Source organism: Saccharopolyspora ipomoeae, from assembly GCF_029952525.1.
GTDB classification, from domain to species: Bacteria; Actinomycetota; Actinomycetes; order Mycobacteriales; family Pseudonocardiaceae; genus Saccharopolyspora; species Saccharopolyspora ipomoeae.
The window spans coordinates 74,165-96,158 of record NZ_JASAOF010000024.1 but is presented as its reverse complement, the minus strand read 5'-3'; the positions used below and the strand labels follow the sequence as shown (position 1 = coordinate 96,158).

The 21,994-nt window shown below is 69.9% G+C and carries 20 protein-coding genes, 2 tRNA genes and 1 other RNA gene; 10 read left to right on the top strand and 13 right to left on the bottom strand.

The genetic code is table 11. From position 1 onward, the window contains the following. Positions 1 to 34: 34 nt before the first annotated feature. The 3 genes from QFW96_RS26100 to QFW96_RS26090 form a co-directional block, all read right to left on the bottom strand. Positions 35 to 1,687 carry an ABC transporter substrate-binding protein gene (locus tag QFW96_RS26100; RefSeq protein WP_281458368.1) on the bottom strand — a complete coding sequence of 551 codons (1,653 nt, stop codon included), beginning with the start codon at positions 1,685 to 1,687 and terminating at the stop codon, positions 35 to 37. Positions 1,688 to 2,058: 371 nt separating this feature from the next. Then, on the bottom strand, positions 2,059 to 2,655 hold the full coding sequence (gene recR / locus QFW96_RS26095) for a recombination mediator RecR (RefSeq protein WP_281458367.1): 597 nt from the start codon (positions 2,653 to 2,655) through the stop codon (positions 2,059 to 2,061). Between the two features lie 16 nt (positions 2,656 to 2,671). Then, a complete protein-coding gene (locus QFW96_RS26090) occupies positions 2,672 to 2,992 on the bottom strand; it encodes a YbaB/EbfC family nucleoid-associated protein (RefSeq protein ID WP_281458376.1) in 321 nt (106 codons plus the stop codon). A gap of 259 nt (positions 2,993 to 3,251) precedes the next feature. Between QFW96_RS26090 and QFW96_RS26085 the strand changes: the two genes are divergently transcribed. After that, positions 3,252 to 5,054, top strand: coding sequence for an alpha/beta fold hydrolase (locus QFW96_RS26085; protein ID WP_281458366.1), 1,803 nt, complete (start codon positions 3,252 to 3,254; stop codon positions 5,052 to 5,054). Positions 5,055 to 5,062: 8 nt separating this feature from the next. Here the strand turns inward: QFW96_RS26085 and QFW96_RS26080 are convergent, their stop codons facing one another. After that, a complete protein-coding gene (locus QFW96_RS26080) occupies positions 5,063 to 7,339 on the bottom strand; it encodes a DNA polymerase III subunit gamma and tau (protein ID WP_281458365.1) in 2,277 nt (758 codons plus the stop codon). Positions 7,340 to 7,398: 59 nt separating this feature from the next. Then, positions 7,399 to 7,493: signal recognition particle sRNA small type (gene ffs, locus QFW96_RS26075), an RNA gene on the bottom strand. A gap of 122 nt (positions 7,494 to 7,615) precedes the next feature. Here ffs and QFW96_RS26070 point away from each other — a divergent pair. Then, positions 7,616 to 7,701 (top strand) — tRNA-Ser (locus QFW96_RS26070). A 141-nt stretch (positions 7,702 to 7,842) separates the two neighbouring features. Further along, positions 7,843 to 9,204, top strand: a complete 1,362-nt coding sequence (locus tag QFW96_RS26065) for an FAD-binding oxidoreductase (protein ID WP_281458364.1) — start codon at positions 7,843 to 7,845, stop codon at positions 9,202 to 9,204. 108 nt (positions 9,205 to 9,312) lie between these two features. Here the strand turns inward: QFW96_RS26065 and QFW96_RS26060 are convergent. From QFW96_RS26060 to QFW96_RS26050, 3 genes are all read right to left on the bottom strand, one after another. Continuing rightward, positions 9,313 to 9,398: transfer RNA gene (locus tag QFW96_RS26060), tRNA-Ser, on the bottom strand. A gap of 151 nt (positions 9,399 to 9,549) precedes the next feature. After that, positions 9,550 to 10,074: a nucleoside deaminase gene (locus tag QFW96_RS26055; RefSeq protein ID WP_281458363.1), complete on the bottom strand. Its 525-nt coding sequence runs from the start codon at positions 10,072 to 10,074 to the stop codon at positions 9,550 to 9,552. Then, on the bottom strand, positions 10,071 to 10,559 hold the full coding sequence (locus tag QFW96_RS26050) for a tRNA adenosine deaminase-associated protein (RefSeq protein WP_281458362.1): 489 nt from the start codon (positions 10,557 to 10,559) through the stop codon (positions 10,071 to 10,073). Before QFW96_RS26050 ends, QFW96_RS26055 begins: the two co-directional genes overlap by 4 nt. A 122-nt stretch (positions 10,560 to 10,681) precedes the next feature. On the opposite strand from QFW96_RS26050, the gene QFW96_RS26045 reads away from it, so the two are divergent. Beyond that, the gene (locus tag QFW96_RS26045; RefSeq protein WP_281458361.1) at positions 10,682 to 11,653 is read left to right on the top strand and encodes a prephenate dehydrogenase; all 972 of its coding nucleotides are present in this window, start codon (positions 10,682 to 10,684) and stop codon (positions 11,651 to 11,653) included. Positions 11,654 to 12,024: 371 nt separating this feature from the next. Here the strand turns inward: QFW96_RS26045 and QFW96_RS26040 are convergent, their stop codons facing one another. After that, positions 12,025 to 12,225, bottom strand: a complete 201-nt coding sequence (locus tag QFW96_RS26040) for an antitoxin (RefSeq protein WP_281458360.1) — start codon at positions 12,223 to 12,225, stop codon at positions 12,025 to 12,027. A 201-nt stretch (positions 12,226 to 12,426) separates the two neighbouring features. On the opposite strand from QFW96_RS26040, the gene QFW96_RS26035 reads away from it, so the two are divergent. The 3 genes from QFW96_RS26035 to QFW96_RS26025 all read left to right on the top strand — a co-directional run bounded on the left by QFW96_RS26035 (position 12,427) and on the right by QFW96_RS26025 (position 14,870). Next, complete coding sequence (locus tag QFW96_RS26035) at positions 12,427 to 13,110, top strand: TetR/AcrR family transcriptional regulator (protein WP_281458359.1); 684 nt, start codon at positions 12,427 to 12,429, stop codon at positions 13,108 to 13,110. 26 nt (positions 13,111 to 13,136) lie between these two features. Beyond that, the gene (locus QFW96_RS26030; RefSeq protein WP_281458358.1) at positions 13,137 to 14,318 is read left to right on the top strand and encodes a cytochrome P450; all 1,182 of its coding nucleotides are present in this window, start codon (positions 13,137 to 13,139) and stop codon (positions 14,316 to 14,318) included. 348 nt (positions 14,319 to 14,666) lie between these two features. Further along, the gene (locus QFW96_RS26025; RefSeq protein WP_281458357.1) at positions 14,667 to 14,870 is read left to right on the top strand and encodes a hypothetical protein; all 204 of its coding nucleotides are present in this window, start codon (positions 14,667 to 14,669) and stop codon (positions 14,868 to 14,870) included. 61 nt (positions 14,871 to 14,931) lie between these two features. Here the strand turns inward: QFW96_RS26025 and QFW96_RS26020 are convergent, their stop codons facing one another. Beyond that, positions 14,932 to 15,936 carry a GlxA family transcriptional regulator gene (locus QFW96_RS26020; protein ID WP_281458375.1) on the bottom strand — a complete coding sequence of 335 codons (1,005 nt, stop codon included), beginning with the start codon at positions 15,934 to 15,936 and terminating at the stop codon, positions 14,932 to 14,934. A gap of 43 nt (positions 15,937 to 15,979) precedes the next feature. Here QFW96_RS26020 and QFW96_RS26015 point away from each other — a divergent pair, with 43 nt between their 5' ends. Continuing rightward, positions 15,980 to 17,236 (top strand): MFS transporter, encoded by a 1,257-nt coding sequence (locus tag QFW96_RS26015; RefSeq protein ID WP_281458356.1) that lies wholly within the window; start codon positions 15,980 to 15,982, stop codon positions 17,234 to 17,236. Between the two features lie 144 nt (positions 17,237 to 17,380). On the opposite strand, the gene QFW96_RS26010 is transcribed toward QFW96_RS26015, so the two are convergent. Beyond that, positions 17,381 to 18,178 carry a DUF3800 domain-containing protein gene (locus QFW96_RS26010; RefSeq protein WP_281458355.1) on the bottom strand — a complete coding sequence of 266 codons (798 nt, stop codon included), beginning with the start codon at positions 18,176 to 18,178 and terminating at the stop codon, positions 17,381 to 17,383. A 132-nt stretch (positions 18,179 to 18,310) separates the two neighbouring features. On the opposite strand from QFW96_RS26010, the gene QFW96_RS26005 reads away from it, so the two are divergent. Continuing rightward, on the top strand, positions 18,311 to 18,520 hold the full coding sequence (locus QFW96_RS26005; RefSeq protein ID WP_281458354.1) for a hypothetical protein: 210 nt from the start codon (positions 18,311 to 18,313) through the stop codon (positions 18,518 to 18,520). Positions 18,521 to 18,589: 69 nt separating this feature from the next. Here QFW96_RS26005 and QFW96_RS26000 read toward each other — a convergent pair whose 3' ends face one another. Beyond that, entirely contained in the window at positions 18,590 to 20,053 is a 1,464-nt protein-coding gene (locus QFW96_RS26000) for a catalase (RefSeq protein ID WP_281458353.1), read from the bottom strand. A gap of 115 nt (positions 20,054 to 20,168) precedes the next feature. Then, positions 20,169 to 21,011: a PhzF family phenazine biosynthesis isomerase gene (locus QFW96_RS25995; RefSeq protein WP_281458352.1), complete on the bottom strand. Its 843-nt coding sequence runs from the start codon at positions 21,009 to 21,011 to the stop codon at positions 20,169 to 20,171. Between the two features lie 83 nt (positions 21,012 to 21,094). Here QFW96_RS25995 and QFW96_RS25990 point away from each other — a divergent pair, with 83 nt between their 5' ends. After that, positions 21,095 to 21,973, top strand: a complete 879-nt coding sequence (locus QFW96_RS25990; RefSeq protein ID WP_281458351.1) for a LysR family transcriptional regulator — start codon at positions 21,095 to 21,097, stop codon at positions 21,971 to 21,973. The last annotated feature ends 21 nt before the right edge of the window (positions 21,974 to 21,994 follow it).

The following is a 21,994-nucleotide window of genomic DNA, read 5'->3' as shown; positions in this document are numbered from 1 at the left end:
ACCTCGCCGGTCTCGCGCGCGACGCTGGGAGTGATCACTGATCGGAGACGCTCACCGAGGCGAACTCTTCGGCGGTCAGCGGGGACGTCACCAGGCCCTGCACGCGCGGGCTGGTCACGATCGCCGGCGGCGAGTGCGACAGCGGCACCGCGGGCAGGTACTCCGACATCAGCTCGCGGTTGATGTCCTGGTACATCGTGGTGCGCTTGGCCTCGTCCGGCTCCGAGTCGGCCGCCTTCAGCTGGTCCGCCAGCTGCACGCCCCACGGCGAACCCGCCGTGTAGAAGCGGTTGGTCGGGGTGCCGAAGAAGGTGCCGATGAAGTTGTCCGGCGTGTTGTAGTCACCGGTCCAGCCGAGCAGGAAGATGTCGGCCTTGGCGTTGTCGACGTCGTCGATGTAGCCGCCGTTCCACGGCTTGCTCACCGGGTTGACGGTGATGCCGGCTTCGCGCAGGTCCTCGGCGAGGGCGTTGTAGATGCCCTGCGGGTCCGGCATGTAGGGCCGGGTGACCTCGGTCGGCCAGTAGAAGTTCAGCGTCAGGTTCGACGCGCCCGCCTCGGCGAGCAGCTGCTTGGCCTTCGCCGGGTCGTGCGGGTACTGCTGCACGTCGGGCGCGTAGCCGTCGACGTTGTCCGGGTAGAACTGGGTCGCGACCGAGGCGCCTTCCGGCAGGTTGGCCTTGACCAGCGTCTCCCGGTCCACCGCGTGCGCCAGCGCCTGTCGCACCTTGAGGTTCTGCAGCGCCGGGTTGTTCTTCTGGGTGATGCCCAGGTACATGATGTTGAACGGGTCGCGGACCTCGACCTTGTTGCCCGCGTCGCGCAGCGCCTTGAGGTCGGCGGCGTTCGGGAAGTCGTAGGCGTCGATCGACCCGGATTCGAGCTCCTGCTTGCGGACCGTCTCGTCCGGGATGATCCGGAAGATCAGCTCGTTGACCTTGGCCTTCTCGCCCCAGTACTGGTCGTTGCGGACCAGTTTGATGGTGCCGTTGGACTGGTCGTACGAGTCGAACTTGAACGCGCCGGTGCCGGTCGGGTGGGCCTTGGCGTACTCCGGGTAGACGAAGCTGTCGCCCTGGGCCTGGACGTCGTTGGCCTTGTACTGGTCCATCGCCGTCGGCGACTGCATGCTGAACGACGGGAGCCCCAGCAGGTCGGGGAACTTCGACGTCGCGCGGGTCAGGTGCACGACCGCGGTCGTCGGGTCCGGGTTCTCGCAGTTCTGGAACAGCGAGGGGGCCTTGCCGTCGGCGAAGCCGCCGAAGTTCTCGATCCAGTAGTAGGACAGCGCGTTGTTCTGCCCGGCCCCGGTCTGGTTGTACCAGCGCTGGAAGTTCTTGCAGACCGCGTCGGAGTTGAAGTCCGTGCCGTCGTGGAACTTCACGCCGCTGCGCAGCTTGAACGTCCAGGTCTTGCCGTCCGGGGTGTGCTCCCAGCTCTCGGCCAGCGCCGGTTCGACCTCGACCGAGCCCGGCTTGAAGCCGACCAGGCCGTCCATCATCTGCCGGGTGACGCGGAAGGTCTCCCCGTCGGAGGCGTAGAAGGGGTCGAACAGGTCCGGGGCACCCGCCGCGCCGAAGGTGAGGGTGCCGCCTTCGCCGCCTCCGGCGCCGCGCTCGGATTGCGCGCAGCCCGCCAGCGACGCAGCCGTCGTCAACGCGATGCCGACCGTGAGGATCCGACGCATTCCGCGGGTTCCGCCGCGTCGCGCCGATGGAGCTCTACTCATTGGATTTACCCACCCGTTTGTGTCCATAGGCAGCAGAGTTCCGTGAGAGTAACCCTCGAAAGGAGGGGAATGGAACATTCAAGGTTACGATCTCGCTACTTAGGCAGTCCTCACCGAACGGGCATCAACAGGACAAAGGAAAAGCCTTGCCAGAACTGCGGGAGCTGCGCTAATCGCGGGCGGATAGTGGAATTCCTCCGCCCAGTCAAGACGTTGGCGACTTGTTTCCTCGCGACGCGAAGACGGCGCCTGACCTCCCGAGAAACCGAGAAGAAAGGCGCCGCCCCTTTCGAGTATTGAATTGTTCGCGCGTGAAGTGCTCGCGAGTACTACATCGAACGACGACCGGACAGCGCCCGGCCGAGCGTCAATTCATCCGCGAACTCCAGGTCGCCACCCATCGGAAGTCCGGAAGCGAGTCGGGTGACGTTCAGACCCGGGAAGTCCCGCAACATCCGAACCAGATACGTCGCGGTCGCCTCGCCCTCGGTGTTCGGGTCCGTCGCGATGATCACCTCGGTGATCTCGTCGGACCCGATCCGCGCCAGCAGCTCCCGGACCCGCAACTGGTCCGGCCCCACGCCGGACAGCGGATCCAGCGCACCGCCCAGCACGTGGTAGCGGCCCTTGAACTCGCGGGTTCGCTCCACCGCGAGCACGTCCTTGGGCTCCTCCACCACGCACACCAGCGTCTTGTCCCGCCGGGCGTCCCGGCAGATGCGGCAGGTCGGCTCCTCGGAGACGTTGCCGCAGACGTCGCAGAACACCACGCCCTCCTTGACCTGCTGCAGGACCTCCTGCAACCGGGTCACGTCCGCCGGCTCCGCGGCCAGCAGGTGGAAGGCGATGCGCTGCGCGCTCTTCGGACCGATGCCGGGAAGACGTCCCAGCTCATCGATCAAATCCTGTACCGGACCCTCGTACACGTCGACTCGCCCCGGATCACAGACCCGGCAGGCCCAGGTCGCCCAGGCCGCCGCCCAGACCACCCGTCAGCGGGCCCATCTTCTGCGCCTGCAGCTCCTGCGCGGCCCGGTTGGCGTCGCGCACGGCCGCGACGACCAGGTCCGCCAGCGTCTCGGTGTCCTCCGGATCGGCCGCCTTCGGGTCGATCACCAGGCCCTTGAGCTCACCGGAACCGGTGACCGTCGCGGTCACCAACCCGCCGCTCGCGCTCCCGGTGACCTCCGCCTCGGCGAGCTCCTGCTGCGCAGACATCAGCTGCTCCTGCATCTTCTGCGCCTGTTCCATGATCTGCTGCATGTTCGGCTGGCCACCTGGCTGCACCGTTGACTCCTCCGTAGGCCGGGCAAATACCCCCAGCAATGGGGCACAAGTCCAGCGTAGAGGTTGGATGCGATTGACTCCGAACTCACCTTGCTCAGCGGTGCGGGTAGCGGAACCTCAGCGGCCCGTCGGCTGCGAGAGCGGTGTGCACGCCTCGCGGCTCCGCCGCTCGCACGCGAACTCCACCGGGGCTCGGTCTCTTGGTCGTCGTCACCCGACGTGAAAAGGTGCTCACGTGACGCTGGAGATCTCGCGGCTGCTGGACCTGACCACCTGGCGCGCGTTCGACGTGACCGACGACGGGCGGGTGCTCGCGGGCTGCGACGAGTCCGGCTCGGTGCAGCTCGTGGAACTCGCCGAGGACCGGCGCACCGAGCTGACCGCCCTCCCCGGCGCCGTGTCCGGCCGCTACCTGCCCGGCGAGCGCGCCGTGGTCGTGCAGCACGACAGCGACGGCAACGAGCGCGGCCAGCTCTCGCTGCTCCGGCTCGACGACCGCCGCAGCAGGCCCGCCCCGCTGTCCGAGCTGGAACCGCTGGTCCGCGACCCCGACCACGTGCACCGGCTGCTCGACGTGCTGCCCGGCCGCATCGTCTACGCCACCAACCGCCGCAACGGCGTCGACTTCGACGTGATCATCCGCAGCGTCGCCACCGGCGAGGAGCACGTGGTCCACGACGGCGGCGGGATGGTCGCCGAGGTCTCGGTCTCCCCCGACTCGCGGTTCGCCGCGATCACCGTGCCCGCCGCGAAACCCCTGTCGGACCAGGTGATCCTCGCCGACACCATGCCCGAGACCGGAGCCGACCGGCGGCGCGAGCTCACCGGCCGCGACCTCGCCGCCCGGCACCTGCACCCCGGCTGGCACCCCGCCGGGCTCGTCGTGACCAGCGACGCCGACCGCGACCGCACCGGCATCGCGCGCCTCGACCCGCGCACCGGCGACCGCCGCTGGCTGATCACCTCCGACGCCCACGACCTCAGCGGCAGGCTCTCCCCCAACGGGCGGACCCTGCTGGTGACCACCGCCGTCGACGGCGCGCACCGGCTCGCGCTGCACGACGCCGGAACCGGCGAGCACCTGATGGACGTCGCGCTGCCCGCCGAGGGCTGGTGCGGGTACCCGCTGCCCGAACCCGCCTGGTCACCGGACTCCCGGTTCGCCGCCGTGTCGTTCAGCTCCCCCACCACCCCCGGCGACGTGCTGCTCGTCGACACCGCCACCGGGACCTGCAAGCCGCTCACCTTCTCCGCGGCGCAGCTGGCGGGCGAACCCCTGGCCGAACCCGCCGTGCACCGAGTGCGGGCGCGCGACGGCGAGCAGATCCCGTGCTTCCGCTACGCCCCCGCCGAACCCGACGGGTCCGCGGTGCTGCTCATCCACGGCGGGCCGGAGAGCCAGTCGGTGCGCGCGTTCCACCCGCTGGTGCAGGCGATGGTCGCGCGCGGGCACACCGTGCTGGTGCCCAACGTCCGCGGCTCCACCGGCTACGGCAAGCGCTGGTACTCCGCCGACGACACCCGCCGCCGGCTCGACTCCGTCGACGACCTCGCCGACCTGCACCGATGGCTTCCCGCGGTCGGCCTCGACCCGAACCGCGCGGCGCTGTGGGGCGGGTCGTACGGGGGCTACATGGTGCTGGCGGGCCTGGCGTTCCAACCCGAGCTGTGGGCCGCGGGCGTGGACATCGTCGGGATCTCCTCGCTCGTCACGTTCCTGGAGAACACCGCGCCGTACCGGCGCGCGCACCGCGAGCGCGAGTACGGCAGCCTCACCGCCGACGCCGACTTCCTGCGCGCCGCGTCCCCGCTCAACCGCGCGTCCGCCATCGCCGCACCGCTGTTCGTGCTGCACGGCGCCAACGACCCCCGGGTGCCGCTGAGCGAGGCCGAGCAGATCGTGGAAGCCGTGCGCGCCAACGACGTCCCGTGCGAGTTCCACGTCTACCCCGACGAGGGGCACGGTCTGGCCAAGCGCGCCAACCGGCTCGACGCCTACCCGAAAGCGCTGGACTTCCTGGGACGTTGGCTGAGCTGAGACCGGGTTCAGCCTTCGAGGCGGCGAGCGCCCATCACGCGCTCGAACATCTCCACGGCCCTGGCGTCCGGGTCCGGGCCGACGCGCGCACCCGCCTCCATCGGCGAGGACTCGGCCATCATCGACTCGGCGTCCTCCTCGTCCTGCGGCTCCGGATTCTGCTGGGGCCCCGGACTGCGCTGGGGCCCCGGACTGCGCTGGGGCCCCGGCTTGCGCTCGGGTTCCGGTGGCGGCGGGACGTCGTCCGGCGGCGGTGGCTCCTCGTCCGGCGGTTCCGGCGGGGGCGGGATGTCGTCGGGCTCCGGCGGACGCGGCACCGAACCACCGCGCGCACCACCGGGATTCCGCTGACCGTTGCCGGAGGGCTTGGCCTCCGGCGGCTTCGGCTGCTCGGCGGGATCGGGCCGAGCGGGCTGGGCCTGCTGGTTCTGGGCCTGCTGGTTCTGGGCCTGCTGCTGGGGCTGCGCGGGGGCTTCCCGGCGCTGCGGGGGCTGCTTCGGCGGCGCGGCCGGACGCGCCGGTGGGGCGGCTCCGGCCTCGACGCACTGGATGTCCCACTCGCCGCCGACGACCTCGCGCAGCGCCTCCTTGACGAAGTTCAAGCGGCGTTCCTGCGCGAGCTGCTTGACCAGCCCGGACGTCGGCATCGACAGCACCAGCGCGCCGTCGTTGAGGTCCTGCACGGTGGCGTTGAGCAGCAGCGCCTGCGTCGGCCGGTTGCGCTTGGCCACGCCCTGCAGCACATCGGTCCACACCCGGCGCACGGCGGCGGCGTCGAACCCGCTCGGCGCGGACGCCGCGGGAGCGGCGGCCGGTGCGGGCTCAGCCGGAGCGGGCTCGGGTTCCGGCGCGCGCTGCGGCTGAGCGGGAGCGGCAGGCTGAGCGGACGCGGCGGGCTGAGGTGCGGCCGCGCGCGGCGGCGCCGGTTCCGGTTCCGGAGCGGGTTTCTCCTGCGCCGCAGGGGTTTCCGCCGGTTTCGGCGCGGGCGCCTCCTGCGCGGCCTCGGCGGCGGCGCGCTCGTGCGGGCGCTGGAAGACCCGCTTGGGCTTGTCCCCGTCACCCGACGCGGCGGGCGCAGCGGGCGCGGGCGCACCGGGTTCGGCGGCCGCGGCCTCGCCGGGGGCGATGGTCATCCGGCGCTCGACGCGCTCAAGTCGTTGCAGCAGCGCGGTTTCCGAGTCCGACACAGCGGGCAGCAGCATCCGGGCGCACAGCAGTTCCAGCAGCAGTCGCGGTGCGGTGGCGCCGCGCATCTCGGACAGTCCGGTGTGGACGATCTCGGCGAACCGGGACAGCGTCGCCGCACCCAGCTGCTCGGCCTGCTGCTGCATCCGGGTCAGCTCGTCGCCCTGGGTCTCCACCAGACCGCGGTCGCCCGCGTCCGGCACCGAGCTGAGCAGCACCAGGTCGCGCAGCCGGTCCAGCAGGTCGGAGCCGAAGCGGCGCGGGTCGTGCCCGGCCTCCACCACCTTCTCGACCGTGGCGTAGACCGACGCGGCGTCGCCCGCGGCGAGCGCGTCGACCATGTCGTCGATGAGCGCGACGTCGGTGACGCCGAGCAGCGCCACGGCCCGGTCGTAGGTGACGCCCTCGTCCCCGGCTCCGGCCAGCAGCTGGTCGAGCACGCTGAGCGTGTCGCGCGCCGAGCCGCCACCGGCCCGGATGACCAGCGGGTACACCGCCGGTTCGACCTTCACGCCCTCGTCGTCGCAGATGCGCTCGGTCAGCTCGCGCATCACGCCCGGCGGCATCAGCCGGAACGGGTAGTGGTGGGTCCGGGACCGGATGGTGGTGAGCACCTTGTCCGGCTCGGTGGTGGCGAAGACGAAGATCAGGTGTTCGGGCGGCTCCTCCACGATCTTCAGCAGGGCGTTGAAGCCCTGCGTGGTGACCATGTGGGCCTCGTCGATGATGAAGATCCGGTACCGCGACTGGGCGGGCGCGAAGAACGCGCGGTCCCGCAGCTCGCGGGTGTCGTCCACGCCACCGTGGCTGGCCGCGTCGAGCTCGACGACGTCGACGCTGCCGCCACCCTCGGGCGCGAGCGCCACGCACGAGTCGCACTCGCCGCACGGGTCCGGGGTCGGGCCCTGGGCGCAGTTCAGCGACCGGGCCAGGATGCGCGCGCTGGAGGTCTTGCCGCAGCCGCGAGGCCCGGAGAACAGGTAGGCGTGGTTGATCCGCCCGGCGGCCAGCGCGGTCCGCAACGGCTCGGTGACGTGTTCCTGCCCGGCGACCTCAGCGAAGGTCGCCGGACGGTACTTGCGGTAAAGGGCGAGCGCCACGGTCGGAACCCTACGCGGTCGGACTGACAACTCGGACGAGGGTGAGCTTCCCCCGGAAAGTAAGGGGACCCCGTGCACCCGTCAGAGCCCGCTTACCCTTGCTGCCTTCCGGCCCTGGGGGAGTTCACAGGATGGACGCCGCACGAGGTCCACGGACAGTGTACCCAGACGCCGCGACAGCTCGAAGAACCGGGGTCCGCGACCCGCGTCACCAGCGCTCTCCGCAGCTCAGGCCCCCCAGCGGAATCGCCGGAGTCCCCTGATAGGCTTCCGCACGGAGGATTGGCCGAGCGGCCTAAGGCGCACGATTGGAAATCGTGTTGGGTTAATAGCCCTCACGGGTTCGAATCCCGTATCCTCCGCTCGCGAAGAGCCCCGGACCACTCGGTCCGGGGCTCTTTCTCGTCTTCCGGGCCGAACTCCCCTGTGCAGCGGGCCGCTGCGGCCGCACCGTTCGGACCAGGCGAACGCGCGCGAGCGGAGTGGAGGCGGCTGTCGTGGGGATGACGATCGAACAACTGCGGGAACGGGTGCGCGGACCGGTGATCACCTCCGCCGATCCCGGCTACGACCAGGCCCGAGCGGTGTACAACGCGATGATCGACCTGCACCCGCAGGCCGTGGTGCGCTGCGCGAACGTCGGCGACGTGGCAGCGGTGGCCGACTTCGCGCGGGACAACGCGGTGGATCTGGCGGTGCGCGGCGGCGGGCACAGCGTGCCGGGGTTCGGCACCTGCGAGGGCGGCGTGGTGGCCGACCTGTCCGGGATGCGCGGTGTCCGCGTCGACGCCGAGCGGCGCACCGCTCGCGCGGAGGGCGGCGCGACCTGGGGCGACTTCAACGCGGCCACGCACGCCTACGGACTGGCCACCACCGGCGGCATCATCTCCACCACCGGGATCGGCGGGCTCACCCTCGGCGGCGGCATCGGCTACCTCGCCCGGGGTCTCGGGCTCTCCTGCGACAACCTCGTCTCGGCCGACGTCGTGCTCGCCTCCGGCGAGATCGTGGTGGCCGACGAGCTGCGCAACCCCGATCTGCTGTGGGCGCTGCGCGGCGGGGGCGGCAACTTCGGCGCGGTGACGTCCTTCGAGTACCGGCTCAGCCCGGTGAGCGAGATCTACGGCGGCCCGATCTTCTTCGACCTGGAGCACGCGGCGCAGGTGCTGCGCGGTTTCCGCGACCTGATCGCCGAGGCGCCCGAGCAGCTCGGTGCGTTCCCGGCGTTCCAGATCGCGCCGCCGCTGCCGTTCATCCCGGAGCAGCGGCACGGCGTCGCGCACATCGCGGTGGTGACCTGCTGGTCCGGTCCCGCCGAGGACGGGCCGGCAGCGGTGGCGCCGCTGCGCGACCTGGCTCCGGTGGTCGCCGAGCACGTCGGGCCGATGCCCTACCCGGCGCTCAACTCGGCTTTCGACGCCCTCGTCCCGCCCGGCCTGCAGCACTACTGGAAGGCGAACTTCGCCACCGAGCTGACCGACGACATGATCGCCGCCCACGTCCAGCACGGGCCGCGCGTCCCGGTGGTGAACTCGACGGTGCACATCTACCCGATCGACGGCGCCTGCCACCGGGTCGCGGCGGACGAGACGGCTTTCGCCTACCGGGACGCGAACTTCGCGACGGTGATCGCGGGCATGTGGCCGGATCCTGCCGACAACGAGGCCAACATCGAGTGGGTCCGGGACTACTACGCCGCGACCGCTCCGCACTCCGAGGAGGGCGGCTACGTCAACTTCATGGCCGCCGACGACCAGGGACGCGTCAAGGCCAACTACCGGCAGAACTACGACCGCCTGGCCGAGATCAAGCGCCGCTACGACCCGGACAACCTCTTCCACCTGAACCAGAACATCGTCCCGTGAGCTCGGGGCGGACCGAAGTGAACGGCTGGGCAGGACTCACCAAGATCCACCGCCCCGGGCGCGGACACGCAAGAGGGCCGGTCCCGATGGGACCGGCCCTCTGCCGAGCGGTAGCGGTGGGATTCGAACCCACGGTGGCTGTTAACCACACGCGCTTTCGAGGCGCGCTCCTTAGGCCGCTCGGACACGCTACCGCCGATAAGGCTACCGGCACCCTCCTCACCGACTGCGACCGGGGGGCACCCCGGAGCCCTCCGGGTCGTCACCCCTGGTCACCCGGGTACGGGTGCGGGAGTCGGACAGTTTTAGCCATAACTGACCATGATCGATGTCCGTTTTGTCCGGTCAATTATGGCTAGAACTGTCCCCTGGTGACGCCCCACCCCCGGGACGGACCTCGCGGTGTGTGGTGAAGAAGGATTCGAGGAGGGCTGCGGACTCGTCGGCGAGGACGCCGCCGACGACCTCGGGGCGGTGGTTCAGCCGGTTGTCGCGGACCACGTCCCAGAGCGATCCGACCGCGCCGGTGCGCGGTTCCCAGACGCCGAAGACGACCCGCGCCACCCGGGACAGCACGAGCGCGCCCGCGCACATGGTGCAGGGTTCGACGGTGACCGCCAGGGTGCAGCCCTCCAGGCGCCAGCCGTCGCCGTGCGCACGCGCGGCGGCGCGCAGGGCGAGGACCTCGGCGTGAGCGGTGGGGTCGCCGTGGGCCTCGCGGCGGTTGCACGCCTCGGCGATGACCCGGCCTTCGGCGTCGGCGACGACGGCGCCGATCGGCACGTCGCCGGTGGCCGGCGCGTCGGCGGCCACCCGCAACGCGGCCCGCACCAGCTCGACGTCGCCGGGGCGGGCCTCGGTGGTGTTCACCGCTCCATCTTCTCCAACAGGGCCGAGAAGTCGTCACCGAACCCGCAGCGCTGGGCGATCATCTCCAGCTGCTCGTCCGGGTAGAGGTCGACCTCCTCGATGATGACCAGCAGCTCGCCCTCGGGGAGCCCCAGGTCGGACAGGACCGCGAGGTTGCCCTCCGGCCAGACCTCCTCGTCGTCCTCGTCCGGAGGATCGACGCGCAGCAGGTCGAGCACGTCCGCGGCGATGTCGTAGTCCAGCGCCGCCGCGGCGTCGGACACCAGCAGGTCCACGCCGCCGGGCACCGGCCTGATCAGCACGAAGAACTCGTCGTCCACATTGCACATTCCGAACACCGCGCCGGTGGAACGCAGCTCGCGCAACGCCGTGATCGAGGCGTCAAGGCCGGTCAGCACCGAGTTGTCCATCGCGCTGCACCGCCACCGCCCGTCTTCTCGGACCACGGCGACGGCGAAGCCAGCGACCGGCTCCTGCACCGTCATGGAGACACCGTAAAGCGTACGAAGGCCACCCGAAAGCACTATTGCGACGGTCGTAACCATCAGGGGACGGATTGCGCTCAACCGGGTGCGTGCGAATCGGCGGCGTCGGGCAGGATGGACGGATGCGTGCCGTGTGCGTGATCGGACTGGGACTCATCGGCGGATCGGTGCTGCGGGCCGCGTCCGGCGCCGGGCGCCCCGCGTGGGGTGCGACCGCGTCGGAGGCGGACGCCGCCGCAGCGCGTGACGAGGGTTTCGAGGTGCTCGAAACCGATTCGGCGCTGCGCAGGGCGAAGCAGGAGGACGCCCTGGTGGTGATCGCGGTGCCGCTGACCGCGGTCCGCGAGGTGCTGCGCAAGATCGCGGAGATCCACCCGGGCGCCTGGCTCACCGACGTGGTCAGCGTGAAGGACCCGGTCGACTTCGAGGTCCGCAAGCTCGCGCCGAACGCCCGCTACGCCGGTGGTCACCCGATGGCGGGAACCTCGTCCTCCGGTTTCGCCGCCGGATCGGGTGAGCTCTTCCGGGGAGCGGCGTGGGCGGTGACGATCGAGGAGGCCACCACGATCGAGGCGTGGCGCGAGGCCGCGGAGCTGGCGCTGGACTGCGGCGCCCACGTGGTCCCGACCGGTGCCGCGGCCCACGACGACTCGGTCGCCAGGATCTCGCACCTGCCGCACCTGTTCGCGGCGATCCTCGCGACGGTCGGCGCGGACGGCGGTCCGCTGGCGCTGTCGCTGGCGGCGGGCTCGTTCCGGGACGCGACCCGGGTCGCGGGCAGCAACCCGGAGCTGGTGCGCGCCATGACCGAGGGCAACAAGGCCGCCCTGCTCGACGCGGTCGACGACGCGCTCGGCCGCCTGGGCGCGGCCCGGGGCTCGCTGGCCTCGACCGGGGGACTGAAGTCCACACTGGACTCGGGCCACGACGCCCGGAACCGCCTCGAAGCCGTGGCCTCGGGCGAAGGCACCACGACCTCCTCGGTCCGGCTCCGCCCCGAAGCCCTCCCCCGCCTCCGCGACCTCGGCGAGCTCGGAGGCCGCGTGACCGCGATCCACGAGGACCAAGCCACCACAGAAGTCCCAGTCGGATAGAAAAAACCACCGCCAGCCAACCGGCGAAGCCGGTTTCCCGTCACTCCACCCACGTCAGGCAAGCACCGAAGGTGCTTCCTCCTTGCCCCACCTGAGCAACTGGCACCGCCGCGGGTTCTGAGCGCCTTCGTGGCGAGTACGCCGTGACGCCGCGTATCGCGAATACTCAAGGAGCGGCGCACGGAGTCCACGGAGGCGCTCAGGTTCCGCCACTGGCACCGCCAAGCAAAACGACCACGGACAGCAAAAAGGCAAAAGAAGAGGTCGCCCTGTGCGTGGGGGCGACCTCTTCTATGGTGCGCTCGACCACTGGTCGGGACTTTCTCCAGTCCCGCTGCCAGCTTCGGCCGGAGCGCCGTTGTCCGGGTGGTTCACTGCCCGGGCGGGGGCTGCTCCTCGTCTCCGCCGCCGCCGAAGAGGCCCTTGCCCTTCTCGACGGCCTGGTCGACCTGGTCTTCGTGGCCGAACTTGTCCTTGGCCATGTCGCCGGCCTTGTCCATGCCCTGCTCGACCTTGTCGCCGTGCTCTTCGCCGAGGTTCTGCAGCTTGTCCTTGAAGTCTCCGAAGCCCATGGTGCTCCTTCCCATGCCTTGTGAAAAGCCTTGTCGACCGCTCCCGGCGAAGCTAAGCCCGCCGAGCTCTCCCCGCTCGCCGCAACACCCCGCTGCTCCCTCTTCCGAGTGAGACCTTGCGCGGGTCGTGCGGCGGATCTACCGTGAACTGACCGCGTGACCGGATTGACGATTCTGGTCACCAAGTCACGAAGGAGAGTCATGACCCAGCCCACCGACCGAGCCGACCGCATCCTCGACGCGGCGGGCGAGCTCATGGTCCGGCTGGGCTCCCGCAAGGTCACCATCGACGACGTCGCACGCCGCGCCGAAGTCGGCAAGGGCACCGTCTACCTGCACTGGCGCACCAAGGAGCAGCTGTTCGAGGCGCTGATCATGCGCGAGTCGATCGGCATGCTCAACGAGCTGACGGAGGCGATGCGCGCCGACCCCGCCGAGGCTCGGCCGCACCGGTTCTTCCGCCGCAGCTTCCTGCTCACCGCGCACGACCCGCTGATGAAAGCCCTGGTCACCGGGGACACCGAGCTGCTCGGCAACCTCAAGCGGTTCGGGCGGAGCGGGGAGGCGCAGCGCTTCGGCGACCGCTACCGCGAGCTGATCTTCAAGCACCGGCTGCTGCGCGACGACCTGCCGAACGCGTACCTGGCGCTCACGGCCACCGCGAGCGGCTTCCACTTCACCGACGCCATCAACCCGGACTTCGCCGCCCTCGCGGACGAGACCAAGGCCGACGCGCTGGCGCACACCATCCGCGCCGCCTTCGAGCCCGAGGGCGAACCCGATCCCTCATCGCTGGCCACCGTGGCGAGCGAGATCGGCAACCTCTTCGACGAGCTCAACGCGCAGTTCCGGGAGTGGATCTACACACCACCACGCAGCGGCTGAGACCCGGCCGCGATTGGGGGCACGACATGACCGCACTGGCCGACACCTGGGGGATCAACGCGGCGCAGTTCTGGCTGCGCGGCGAACGGCCGGACCACGAGGTCCGCTACGACGAGAGCACCGGCATGTGGGAGGTCCACGGGTACCCGGAGATCCTGCGGGCGCTCAGCGACCCCGCCACCTTCTCCTCCCACACGCAACGACTCGTCCCGGAGGCCGGCGGGTTCTCCGAGGGCAACCTGGTCCAGATGGACCCGCCGGACCACCAGAAGCTGCGGAAGCTCGTCAGCCACGCCTTCACGCCGAAGGTGGTGGCCGATCTCGAACCCCGCATCGCCGGGCTCACCACCGAGCTGATGGACGGCATGGGCGAGAAGAGCGAGCTGGTCACCGACCTCGCCTACCCGCTGCCGGTGATCGTCATCGCCGAGCTCCTCGGGGTTCCCGCGAGCGACCGCGACCGGTTCAAGCGGTGGGTGGACGGGATGTTCAACTCCACCAACAAGGTCTCGCTCAAGGACCGCTCACCGGAGGACGAGGAGTACTTCAACTCCGCGATGGAGCTCGTCGGCGAGCTCGTCGCCTACCTGGGCGAGCACGTCCAGGAACGCCGCCAACGCCCGCGCGAGGACCTGCTGACCAAGCTGGTCGAGGCCGAGGTGGACGGGGTCCGGCTCAGCGACGCCGAGATCACCAACTTCGGCATGGTCCTGCTGGTCGCCGGGCACATCACGACCACGATGCTGCTGGGCAACACGCTGCTGTGCCTGGACGCGCACCCGGACCAGTTCGAGCGGGTGCGGGCGGACCGGTCGCTGGTGCCGCACGCGATCGAGGAGTCGCTTCGGTTCCTGAGCCCGTTCGCCGCGGTCTCGCGGGTGACCGAGACCGACACCGAGCTCGGCGGCGTCCGGATCCCGGCCGATCAGATGCTGCTGCTGTGGGTCGCCTCCGCCAACCGCGATCCGCGCCAGTTCACCGATCCGAACGCCTTCGACGTGACCCGGGACCCGAACCCGCAGATCGGGTTCGGCCGCGGCATCCACTTCTGCCTCGGCGCTCCGCTGGCCCGGCTGGAGGGCCGGATCGCGCTGAACCTCCTGCTGGACCGCTTCCCGCGGCTGCGGACCGACCCGGACGACGCTCCGCGATTCCTCCCCAGCCCCAACATGACCGGGGTGAGCAGGCTGCCGCTGCTGCTGGGGTGATCCGGCGTTCCGGCGGTGGAGTTCGGGTCAATCCTGAACTCCACCGTCCGGGGATCGGTGGACGTGTGGTGCGAGGGCGGAATGGGCCGTTGTCGTGGAGTTCACCCGCAAACCACCCTTTCGGTTTCCCTTTTCAACACTCAATGTGACAATGCGGGAAAGCCATCCCTTCGCAGCGTGAATTGAGTTGGTACAAGCAACGGTTCGCAGCGGAAACACTTTCCGGTGAACACCCCGTCGGCGAATCTGCAACCCAGCGGCGCGGCAGGTACACCTTGAATTGCCCGATTTCGGGTCATCGTGATCCGGAAATATCAATGGGTCAGTCGAATGGGAAGGAAGGCAATTATGCGCTCGCTGGTTCGCCCCCTCGTGGTCGGCGCTCTCGCCCTGCCCCTCGTGTTCGCCGGAGCCGGCCTCGCCTCCGCCGCGGAGATGCAGCCACGAGACGGAGTCTGCGACGTCTTCTCCTGCAGCTCGTTGGACCAGGACACAAGCATCGAGGACAACGACACCGATACTTCCGTCATCAACGCGGGCATCATGGGCTGACCCATCCCCGTACCGAGGCCCCGCCGGCCACACCCGGCGGGGCCTCACCCACGTCCCGCACCTACGCCTCCGACCTCGGTGCCCCTCGGAACGTCGCGCGGTAACCGCTCGGCGAAACACCGAGTTCGGTTTGCAGGTGTTGGCGCAGCGATGCGGCAGTTCCGAATCCGGAATCGCTCGCGATTCTTTCGACCGGTAGGTCGGTTTCCTCCAATAGACGTCGCGCGAGTTCCACGCGTTGCCCGGTAATCCACTGCAACGGGGAAATGCCGACTTCTTCGCGGAATCGTCGGGTGAAAGTCCGCACGCTCAACGCGTCCTGCGCGGCGAGCTCCCGCAGCGCGATCGGCCGGTCGAGGTGCTCCAGCGCCCACGCCCGCGCCCGCGCGGTCGTCGACGCAGCAGGCTCGGGCACCGGCCGCCGGATGTACTGCGCCTGACCGCCCTCCCGGTGGGGCGGCACGACCGTGGTGCGCGCGACCTCGTTGGCCACCGCCGCCCCGTGATCGCACCGGATCAGGTGCAGGCACAGGTCGATGCCCGAGGCCTCCCCCGCCGAGGTCAGCACGTCCCCGTCATCGGTGTAGAGCACGTCAGGAACCAGCTCGACCTGCGGGAACAGTCGCCGGAAGTGCTCGCAGGACTTCCAGTGCGTGGTCGCCCTCCGGCCGTCGAGCATCCCGGCGGCGGCCAGCACGAACGCCCCCGTGCAGATCGACGCGATCCGCGCGCCGTCCGGGATCCGGGCGAGCGCGGCCGCCAGGTCGGCGGGCAGCCTCCCCTCCGTCTCGGTCTCGTCCGGCTCGTGGCTGGCGGGCAGCACGACCGTGCGCGCGTCGTCCAGCGCTTCGGGACCCCGTTCGACGTGGATCGGGAAGTCGGCGTCGGTGCGGATCAACCCTGGCACGACGGCGCAGGTCACGACCTCGTACAGCGGGTCACCCGAGGACGAGCGGGCGCAGCCGAAAAGCTGGTGCACCAGCCCGAGCTCCATCGGCATCACGCCGTCGCGGACCAGCACCGCCACCCGAGTCGTCATGGCCCGATCCTTGCACATGTTGGCCATCGGGCCACTGTTCCCGGGCATCACCGGCTCGCAGGGTGGGGCAATGCCTCTTCATCGAGCCTGGTGGGTCGCCGCGGTGGCCGCGCTGGTGATCATCGGAGCCGGTGCCTGCGCGACGACCGCGGGTCTGCTGGTGACGCCGTTGCACGACGAGTTCGGCTGGTCGCACGGCACGATCGGCGCGGCCTCCTCGGTGAACCTCGTGCTGTACGGGCTGACCGCGCCGTTCGGCGCCGCCGCGATGGACCGCTTCGGCCTGCGCCGGATCGTCACCGCCGCGCTGCTGCTGATCGCCTCCGGTGCCGCGCTCACCACGTGGATGACCGCGCCCTGGCAGTTCGTGCTCGGCTGGGGCGTGCTCGTCGGGTCCGGCTGCGGGGCGCTGGCGACCACGTTCGCCGCGCTGGTGGCCGACCGCTGGTTCGCCGCCCGCCGCGGCCTGGTCGCGGGCGTGCTCACCGCCGCCACGGTCTTCGGCCAGTTCGCGCTGCTGCCGGTGTTCGCGCTGCTGACCGACGTCGACCGGCGCGCGGCGACCGGAACCCTGATCGGGATCGCCCTGCTGGTCGCCCCGCTCGCCTGGGCGGTGCTGCGGGACCGTCCCGCTGACGTCGGCCTGCTCCCCTACGGCGCGACGCGCCCGGAACCGCCGACACCGACCGCCCCGCTGACGCGCGCGGTGCGCGCCCTCCCATTGCGGCGCGGCACCTTCTGGCTGCTCGCAAGCGCTTTCGCGATCTGCGGGGCGTCGACCAACGGCATCATGTGGACCCACTTCACCCCGGCCGCCCACGATCACGGGATGCCGACCGGCATCGCGTCCTCCCTGCTGGCGGTCATCGGCGTGGTCAACGTGCTGGGCACGGTCGGCTCCGGCTGGCTCACCGACCGGCTCGACCCGCGCCTGCTGCTGACCGCGTGCTTCGCGCTGCGCGGGGTATCGCTGGCGCTGCTGCCCGGGCTGTTCGGCCCGGCGGTGCGGCCCGGGATGATCGCGTTCGTGGTGGTGTTCGGCCTGCTCGACGTCGCGACGGTCCCGCCGATCATCGCCCTGTGCCGGCGACTCCACGGCGCCGACGGCCCGATCGTCTTCGGCTGGATCAGCGTCGCCCACCAGCTCGGCGCAGGCTTCCTCGCCTTCCTCGGCGGGCTCGTCCGGGACGCCGCGGGCGGCTACGCGCTCCTCTGGCCCGCCACCGGCGCACTGTGCCTGATCGCGGCGGTCCTGGTGCTGCGGATCCCTCCCAGGCCGCGCGAATCGACCCCTCACGAGCTCGCCGAGGATCCCGCGCGGTGCTGACAACGACTTGCCTCAAGTCCGTTCGGGTGATGAAGGCGCGGGGGCACGAGGAAGCTCGACCAGGCTTCCGAGGTCCGTTAGACTGAGTACATCAGCTCCCCAAGAGCTTGCCAGGGATTGCCCGCGGTGCTGTCACCGCTCTCCTTAAGTGGATCGGCCCCTGGAAGCTCTTGGGGAGCTGATCTCGTTGCTGCACTGCACGCACGGAAACCAGTCGTTCTTCCGGACGAGCTCGTTGCGCGGCATGCTCCTGATCCCCAACGGAATCGCACATGAATCACGCTTGCGGATCTGAGGCCAGATCTTCAGCAGGTACGCGGACTCCACGTAGTTGAACTCACCCGAAGGCCAGGTAGCAGCCTTGAGGAAGCCTCCGTACAAGTCCGCGACTTGACTTTCGGCGTAGGTGCGGGCGTCCACCCAGCGAAGCCCCTGTTCGAAGTGAAAGGGAACGCGTTCGTCCCTCCCGGCCTCACGCCGGATGTAAGCATCGGTCGCACGGTGGTCATGCCCCTTGACATGCCCAAAACGCGTCCACACCCGCGCGTTCCCCTTCCAGTCACGAGCAGCCCACAGAACGGACTTGTAGGTCTGGAAGGCAACGTAGTTGTAGAACCGCGTCGGATCATCCCGGTAAGTGCCCGGCCAGAGCTCGTCCTTGATCGCGTACACGTAGCAGACTCGAAGACCTTCAACCGCACCGAGAACCTCCGCCGCCCTCCGCCTCCGATCATGGGTCTTGAGGTGGTGCTTCCAAGACATCACCGCAGATCCCGGAACCTTGAAGTCCTGGCGGAGCGAACTGATCGCCCGGCGCACGTTGCCGACGCCGCGCTCATCCAAAACCACCGCAGCCATGCCGAAGATCGGACTGGATCTCGCGGAGGAGCCCCGATCACCGGTTTCGTCGATGTAGGCATGAACACGGGGCGCGTTGGGCATGAACGCAAGGATACGTTCAGCATCACTCTGTGTGATCGCCCCTCATTGAGTGATCTTCATGCGCACTCGAATTCGCGCACCTCTCACCCGAACTGCCTGACGGATCACCCGTCTCGCCCGTATCGTCCTGTTATGCGTAACTCGAGAGTCCGGATCGTCACGGCCGTCGTCGGTGCCGTCTTCGCGCTCGGCGTGACCGCCGGGTGCGACTTCGCCCAGCCCCCGCAGCAGGAGGACCAGCAGGAGCAGCAGGACGACGACCAGCAGCAGGACGACGGGCAGCAGCAGGACGACCAGCAGGACGACGGCGGCGGCGACCAGGAGGACGGCGACGACAACTGATCGCCACCAGCCCACCGAACGCGAGAGCCCCTGCCGGGTGTCACCCGGCAGGGGCTCTCGTCGTCGGCGTCAGCTGCCGCCGTTGGTGACTGCGCGTTCGATGCGCTTGCCGATGTCCTCGTCGATGTTGCGCCAGTACTCGAAAGCGCGCTGCAGGATCGGCTCGGTGACGCCGTCCAGCAGGTGACCGGCCACGTTGGACACCAGCCGGGCGCGGGCGTCGTCGTCGAACACCTCGCGAACCATCGTTCCCGCCTGCCCGAAGTCGTCGTCATCGCGGCGCTTCGTGTAGGCGGCGTGCACCATCTCGCCGCTGGTGCTCCAGCCCGCGGGCTCGCCGAACCGGACGGTGTCGGCTTCCGGCCCGCCGTAGGAGTTCGGCGCGTACACCGGATCGGCGACCTTGTTGACCCGCATCGCCCCGTCCTTGCTGTAGCTGTGCACCGGGGCGTCGGCCGAGTTCACCGGGATCTGCTTGTAGTTGGCGCCGAGCCGGGCCCGGTGCGCGTCGGCGTAGGAGAACAGCCGGGCCAGCAGCATCTTGTCCGGGCTCGGGCCGATGCCGGGGACCAGGTTGTTCGGCTCGAACGCCGCCTGCTCGATCTCGGTGTGGTGGTCCGTCGGGTTGCGGTCCAGCGTGAGCTTGCCGACCTCGATGAGCGGGTAGTCGCCGTGCGGCCACACCTTGGTCAGGTCGAACGGGTTGAACCGGTAGGTCTCGGCGTCCTCGAACGGCATGATCTGCATCTTCAGCGTCCAGCTGGGGAACTCGCCCCGCTCGATCGACTCGTAGAGGTCGCGCTGGTGGTAGTCGCCGTCCGCGCCGGCCAGGTGGTCGGCCTCCTCCTGGGTCAGGCACTCGACGCCCTGGTCGGTCTTGAAGTGGTACTTCACCCAGAACTTCTGGTTCTGGGCGTTGACCCACATGTAGGTGTGGCTGGAGTAGCCGTTCATGTGCCGCCAGGTCTTCGGGATGCCCCGATCGCCCATCAGCCAGGTGACCTGGTGCGCGGACTCCGGCGAGAGCGTCCAGAAGTCCCACTGCATGTTCTTGTCGCGCGAGTTGGTGTCGGCGCGCCGCTTCTGCGAGCGGATGAAGTGCTGGAACTTCATCGGGTCCCGCACGAAGAAGACCGGCGTGTTGTTGCCGACCATGTCGTAGTTGCCCTCGCTGGTGTAGAACTTCACCGCGAAGCCGCGCGGGTCGCGCCAGGTGTCCGGGCTGCCCCGCTCACCCGCCACCGTCGAGAACCGGATCATCACGTCCGTCTCGGTACCCGGCTGGAACACGGCGGCCCGGGTGTAGGCGCTGACGTCGTTGGTCACCACGAACCGGCCGAACGCACCGTTGCCCTTGGCGTGCGGCTGGCGCTCCGGGATGCGCTCCCGGTTGAACTGCGCCATCTGCTCGATCAGGTAGTTGTCCTGCAGCAGGATCGGGCCGTCGGGCCCGACCGTCAACGAGTGCTCATCGCTGGTGACCGGGATGCCCGCATCGGTCGTCGTCGCGGGTTTTCGGTTCTGGTCGACCATCGTTCTTCGTCCCTCCGGTGGTGGCTCGGCAGTTCAGGACGCCAGCGGGGGAAGGCACACCCCACCACCCAGTGCATGCCCGCACCGGAAATCCGTCAAACGCAGACCGGAGCGGTCATCCCCGGATGGGCACGGCACCGCCGGTCACGGTGACCCGCGGGTCGTCGGGGTCGACGTGCGCGGTGATCTCGCTCCGCCGCCCCATGTCCTCGCCCTGGACGATCGCCAGCCGGAGCGGCTCGGTCACCCGGCCGAGGGCGCGCAGGTAGCCGCCGAACGCCGCCGCGGCGGCTCCTGTCGCCGGGTCCTCCACCACTCCGCCGACCGGGAACGGGTTGCGCGAGTGGAAGATCCCGTCGTCCTCGCGCCAGACGAGTTGGAGCGTGGTCCAATCCCGCTCCCGCATCAGCGCTTTCAGCGCGTCGAAGTCGTATTTCAGCTCCGCCAACCGCTCTCGGTCGCGGACGGCGAGCACCAGGTGCTCGTTGCCGCCGAAGGCGACGTGCGGCGGGAAGGCGCTGTCGAGCTCCTCGGCGTTCCACCGCAGCGCCTTCAGCGCATCCCGGACCTCGGCCTCGGTGGCCGCCCGACTGGTGGTGGGGACGCTGCGCAGACCGGCCCGGACGGCACCGGTCTCGTCCGCGCTGGTGCTGACCGCGATTTCCCCCGCACGGGTGTCGAAGAGCAGGTCTCCGACCGCGGTGCGCTCGGCGAGCGCGACCGCGGTGGCGATGGTGGCGTGCCCGCAGAAGGCGACCTCGGCGAGCGGGCTGAAGAAGCGCAGGGTGAAGCGGCGCGGCCCGGTGGGAACGGCGAACGCGGTCTCGGAGTAGCCGACCTCGGCGGCGATCTGCTGCATCCGGGCCTCGTCGAGGTCCCGCGCGTCCAGCACGACTCCCGCAGGATTTCCGCCCTTAGGGGTGGTGGTGAACGCGGCGTAGCGGTGAATTTCAGCCATGCGTTCACTGTCCCCCCGGCCGGTCATTCAATCAAACGATGAGTTTCGATCCACCCGATCGACAGAACCGATACCCTGGGCGTGTGGACACCGACCTGCTGCGCACGTTCCTCGCAGTGGCGCGTCACGAGAGCTTCACGGCCGCGGCAGCGGAGCTGAACCTGGTCCAGTCGACGGTGACGAGCCGGATCAAGGCGCTGGAGAAGGCCCTCGGCACCCGCTTGCTCGATCGTCTTCCGGACGGTGCCCGGCTCACCGAAGCCGGGCACCGCACCGCCGGGCACGCCCACGCCGTCCTCGACGCCGAACGACGCCTGGTCGAGGACTCCGCCTCCACCGAACCCGCCGGCGAGGTCGTCGTGGGAGCACCCGAATCGGTCTGCGCCTACCGGCTCCCGCGAGCCATCGCGGCGCTGCGGCGGCAACACCCCCGAACCACCGTGCACCTGGTTCCCGCGGGAACCAGCGAGACCTTCCGCGGAGTTCTCGACGGCCGCTTCGGTCTCGGGCTGATCCTCGACCACGCCCCAGCCCCGAGCCCGCTCAGCCCGCGTCCGCTCGGCGCCGAACCGATCGCGCTGGTGGCCGCACCCGGTCACCCGAGCACCCGCGAGGAGATGACCTGGGCGAAACTGGCCGAACACCCCTACTTCCTGCTCGAAGAGGGGTGCAGCTACAGCGACGACTTCGTGCGCGAACTCGAACGGCGCAGCCCGATCCGCCCGCAGATCACCCGCTTCGGCAGCATCGAAGCCGCCCGCTCCTGCGTCGAAGAGGGACTCGGCCTCTCGGTCCTACCGGAGATCGCGTGCGCGGACGCCCTCCAGCGCGGCCGCGTGGAAGCCCTCCGCCCACCACGTCCGCAGGTACCGCTGACCCTCGTCCTCGACGAGCGCAGGTGGCACTCCCCAACGGCGGAGGCGCTCCTCCGAGTCGTCGAAGACCAGGAATGGCCGGGGTGACCCATCTCTCCCGGTCCGCGC

What these genes read in the sequence shown, in the direction of transcription:
- QFW96_RS26000 (WP_281458353.1), bottom strand. Translation starts at nt 20,053, where the DNA reads ATGGTCGACCAGAACCGAAAACCCGCGACGACGACCGATGCGGGCATC.
- QFW96_RS26035 (WP_281458359.1), top strand. Translation starts at nt 12,427, where the DNA reads ATGACCCAGCCCACCGACCGAGCCGACCGCATCCTCGACGCGGCGGGC.
- QFW96_RS26015 (WP_281458356.1), top strand. Translation starts at nt 15,980, where the DNA reads ATGCCTCTTCATCGAGCCTGGTGGGTCGCCGCGGTGGCCGCGCTGGTG.
- QFW96_RS26040 (WP_281458360.1), bottom strand. Translation starts at nt 12,225, where the DNA reads ATGGGCTTCGGAGACTTCAAGGACAAGCTGCAGAACCTCGGCGAAGAG.
- QFW96_RS25995 (WP_281458352.1), bottom strand. Translation starts at nt 21,011, where the DNA reads ATGGCTGAAATTCACCGCTACGCCGCGTTCACCACCACCCCTAAGGGC.
- QFW96_RS26050 (WP_281458362.1), bottom strand. Translation starts at nt 10,559, where the DNA reads ATGACGGTGCAGGAGCCGGTCGCTGGCTTCGCCGTCGCCGTGGTCCGA.
- QFW96_RS26065 (WP_281458364.1), top strand. Translation starts at nt 7,843, where the DNA reads ATGACGATCGAACAACTGCGGGAACGGGTGCGCGGACCGGTGATCACC.
- QFW96_RS26020 (WP_281458375.1), bottom strand. Translation starts at nt 15,936, where the DNA reads ATGGCCAACATGTGCAAGGATCGGGCCATGACGACTCGGGTGGCGGTG.
- QFW96_RS26045 (WP_281458361.1), top strand. Translation starts at nt 10,682, where the DNA reads ATGCGTGCCGTGTGCGTGATCGGACTGGGACTCATCGGCGGATCGGTG.
- QFW96_RS26005 (WP_281458354.1), top strand. Translation starts at nt 18,311, where the DNA reads ATGCGTAACTCGAGAGTCCGGATCGTCACGGCCGTCGTCGGTGCCGTC.
- QFW96_RS26030 (WP_281458358.1), top strand. Translation starts at nt 13,137, where the DNA reads ATGACCGCACTGGCCGACACCTGGGGGATCAACGCGGCGCAGTTCTGG.
- QFW96_RS26010 (WP_281458355.1), bottom strand. Translation starts at nt 18,178, where the DNA reads ATGCCCAACGCGCCCCGTGTTCATGCCTACATCGACGAAACCGGTGAT.
- QFW96_RS26025 (WP_281458357.1), top strand. Translation starts at nt 14,667, where the DNA reads ATGCGCTCGCTGGTTCGCCCCCTCGTGGTCGGCGCTCTCGCCCTGCCC.
- QFW96_RS26090 (WP_281458376.1), bottom strand. Translation starts at nt 2,992, where the DNA reads ATGCAGCAGATCATGGAACAGGCGCAGAAGATGCAGGAGCAGCTGATG.
- QFW96_RS26100 (WP_281458368.1), bottom strand. Translation starts at nt 1,687, where the DNA reads ATGCGTCGGATCCTCACGGTCGGCATCGCGTTGACGACGGCTGCGTCG.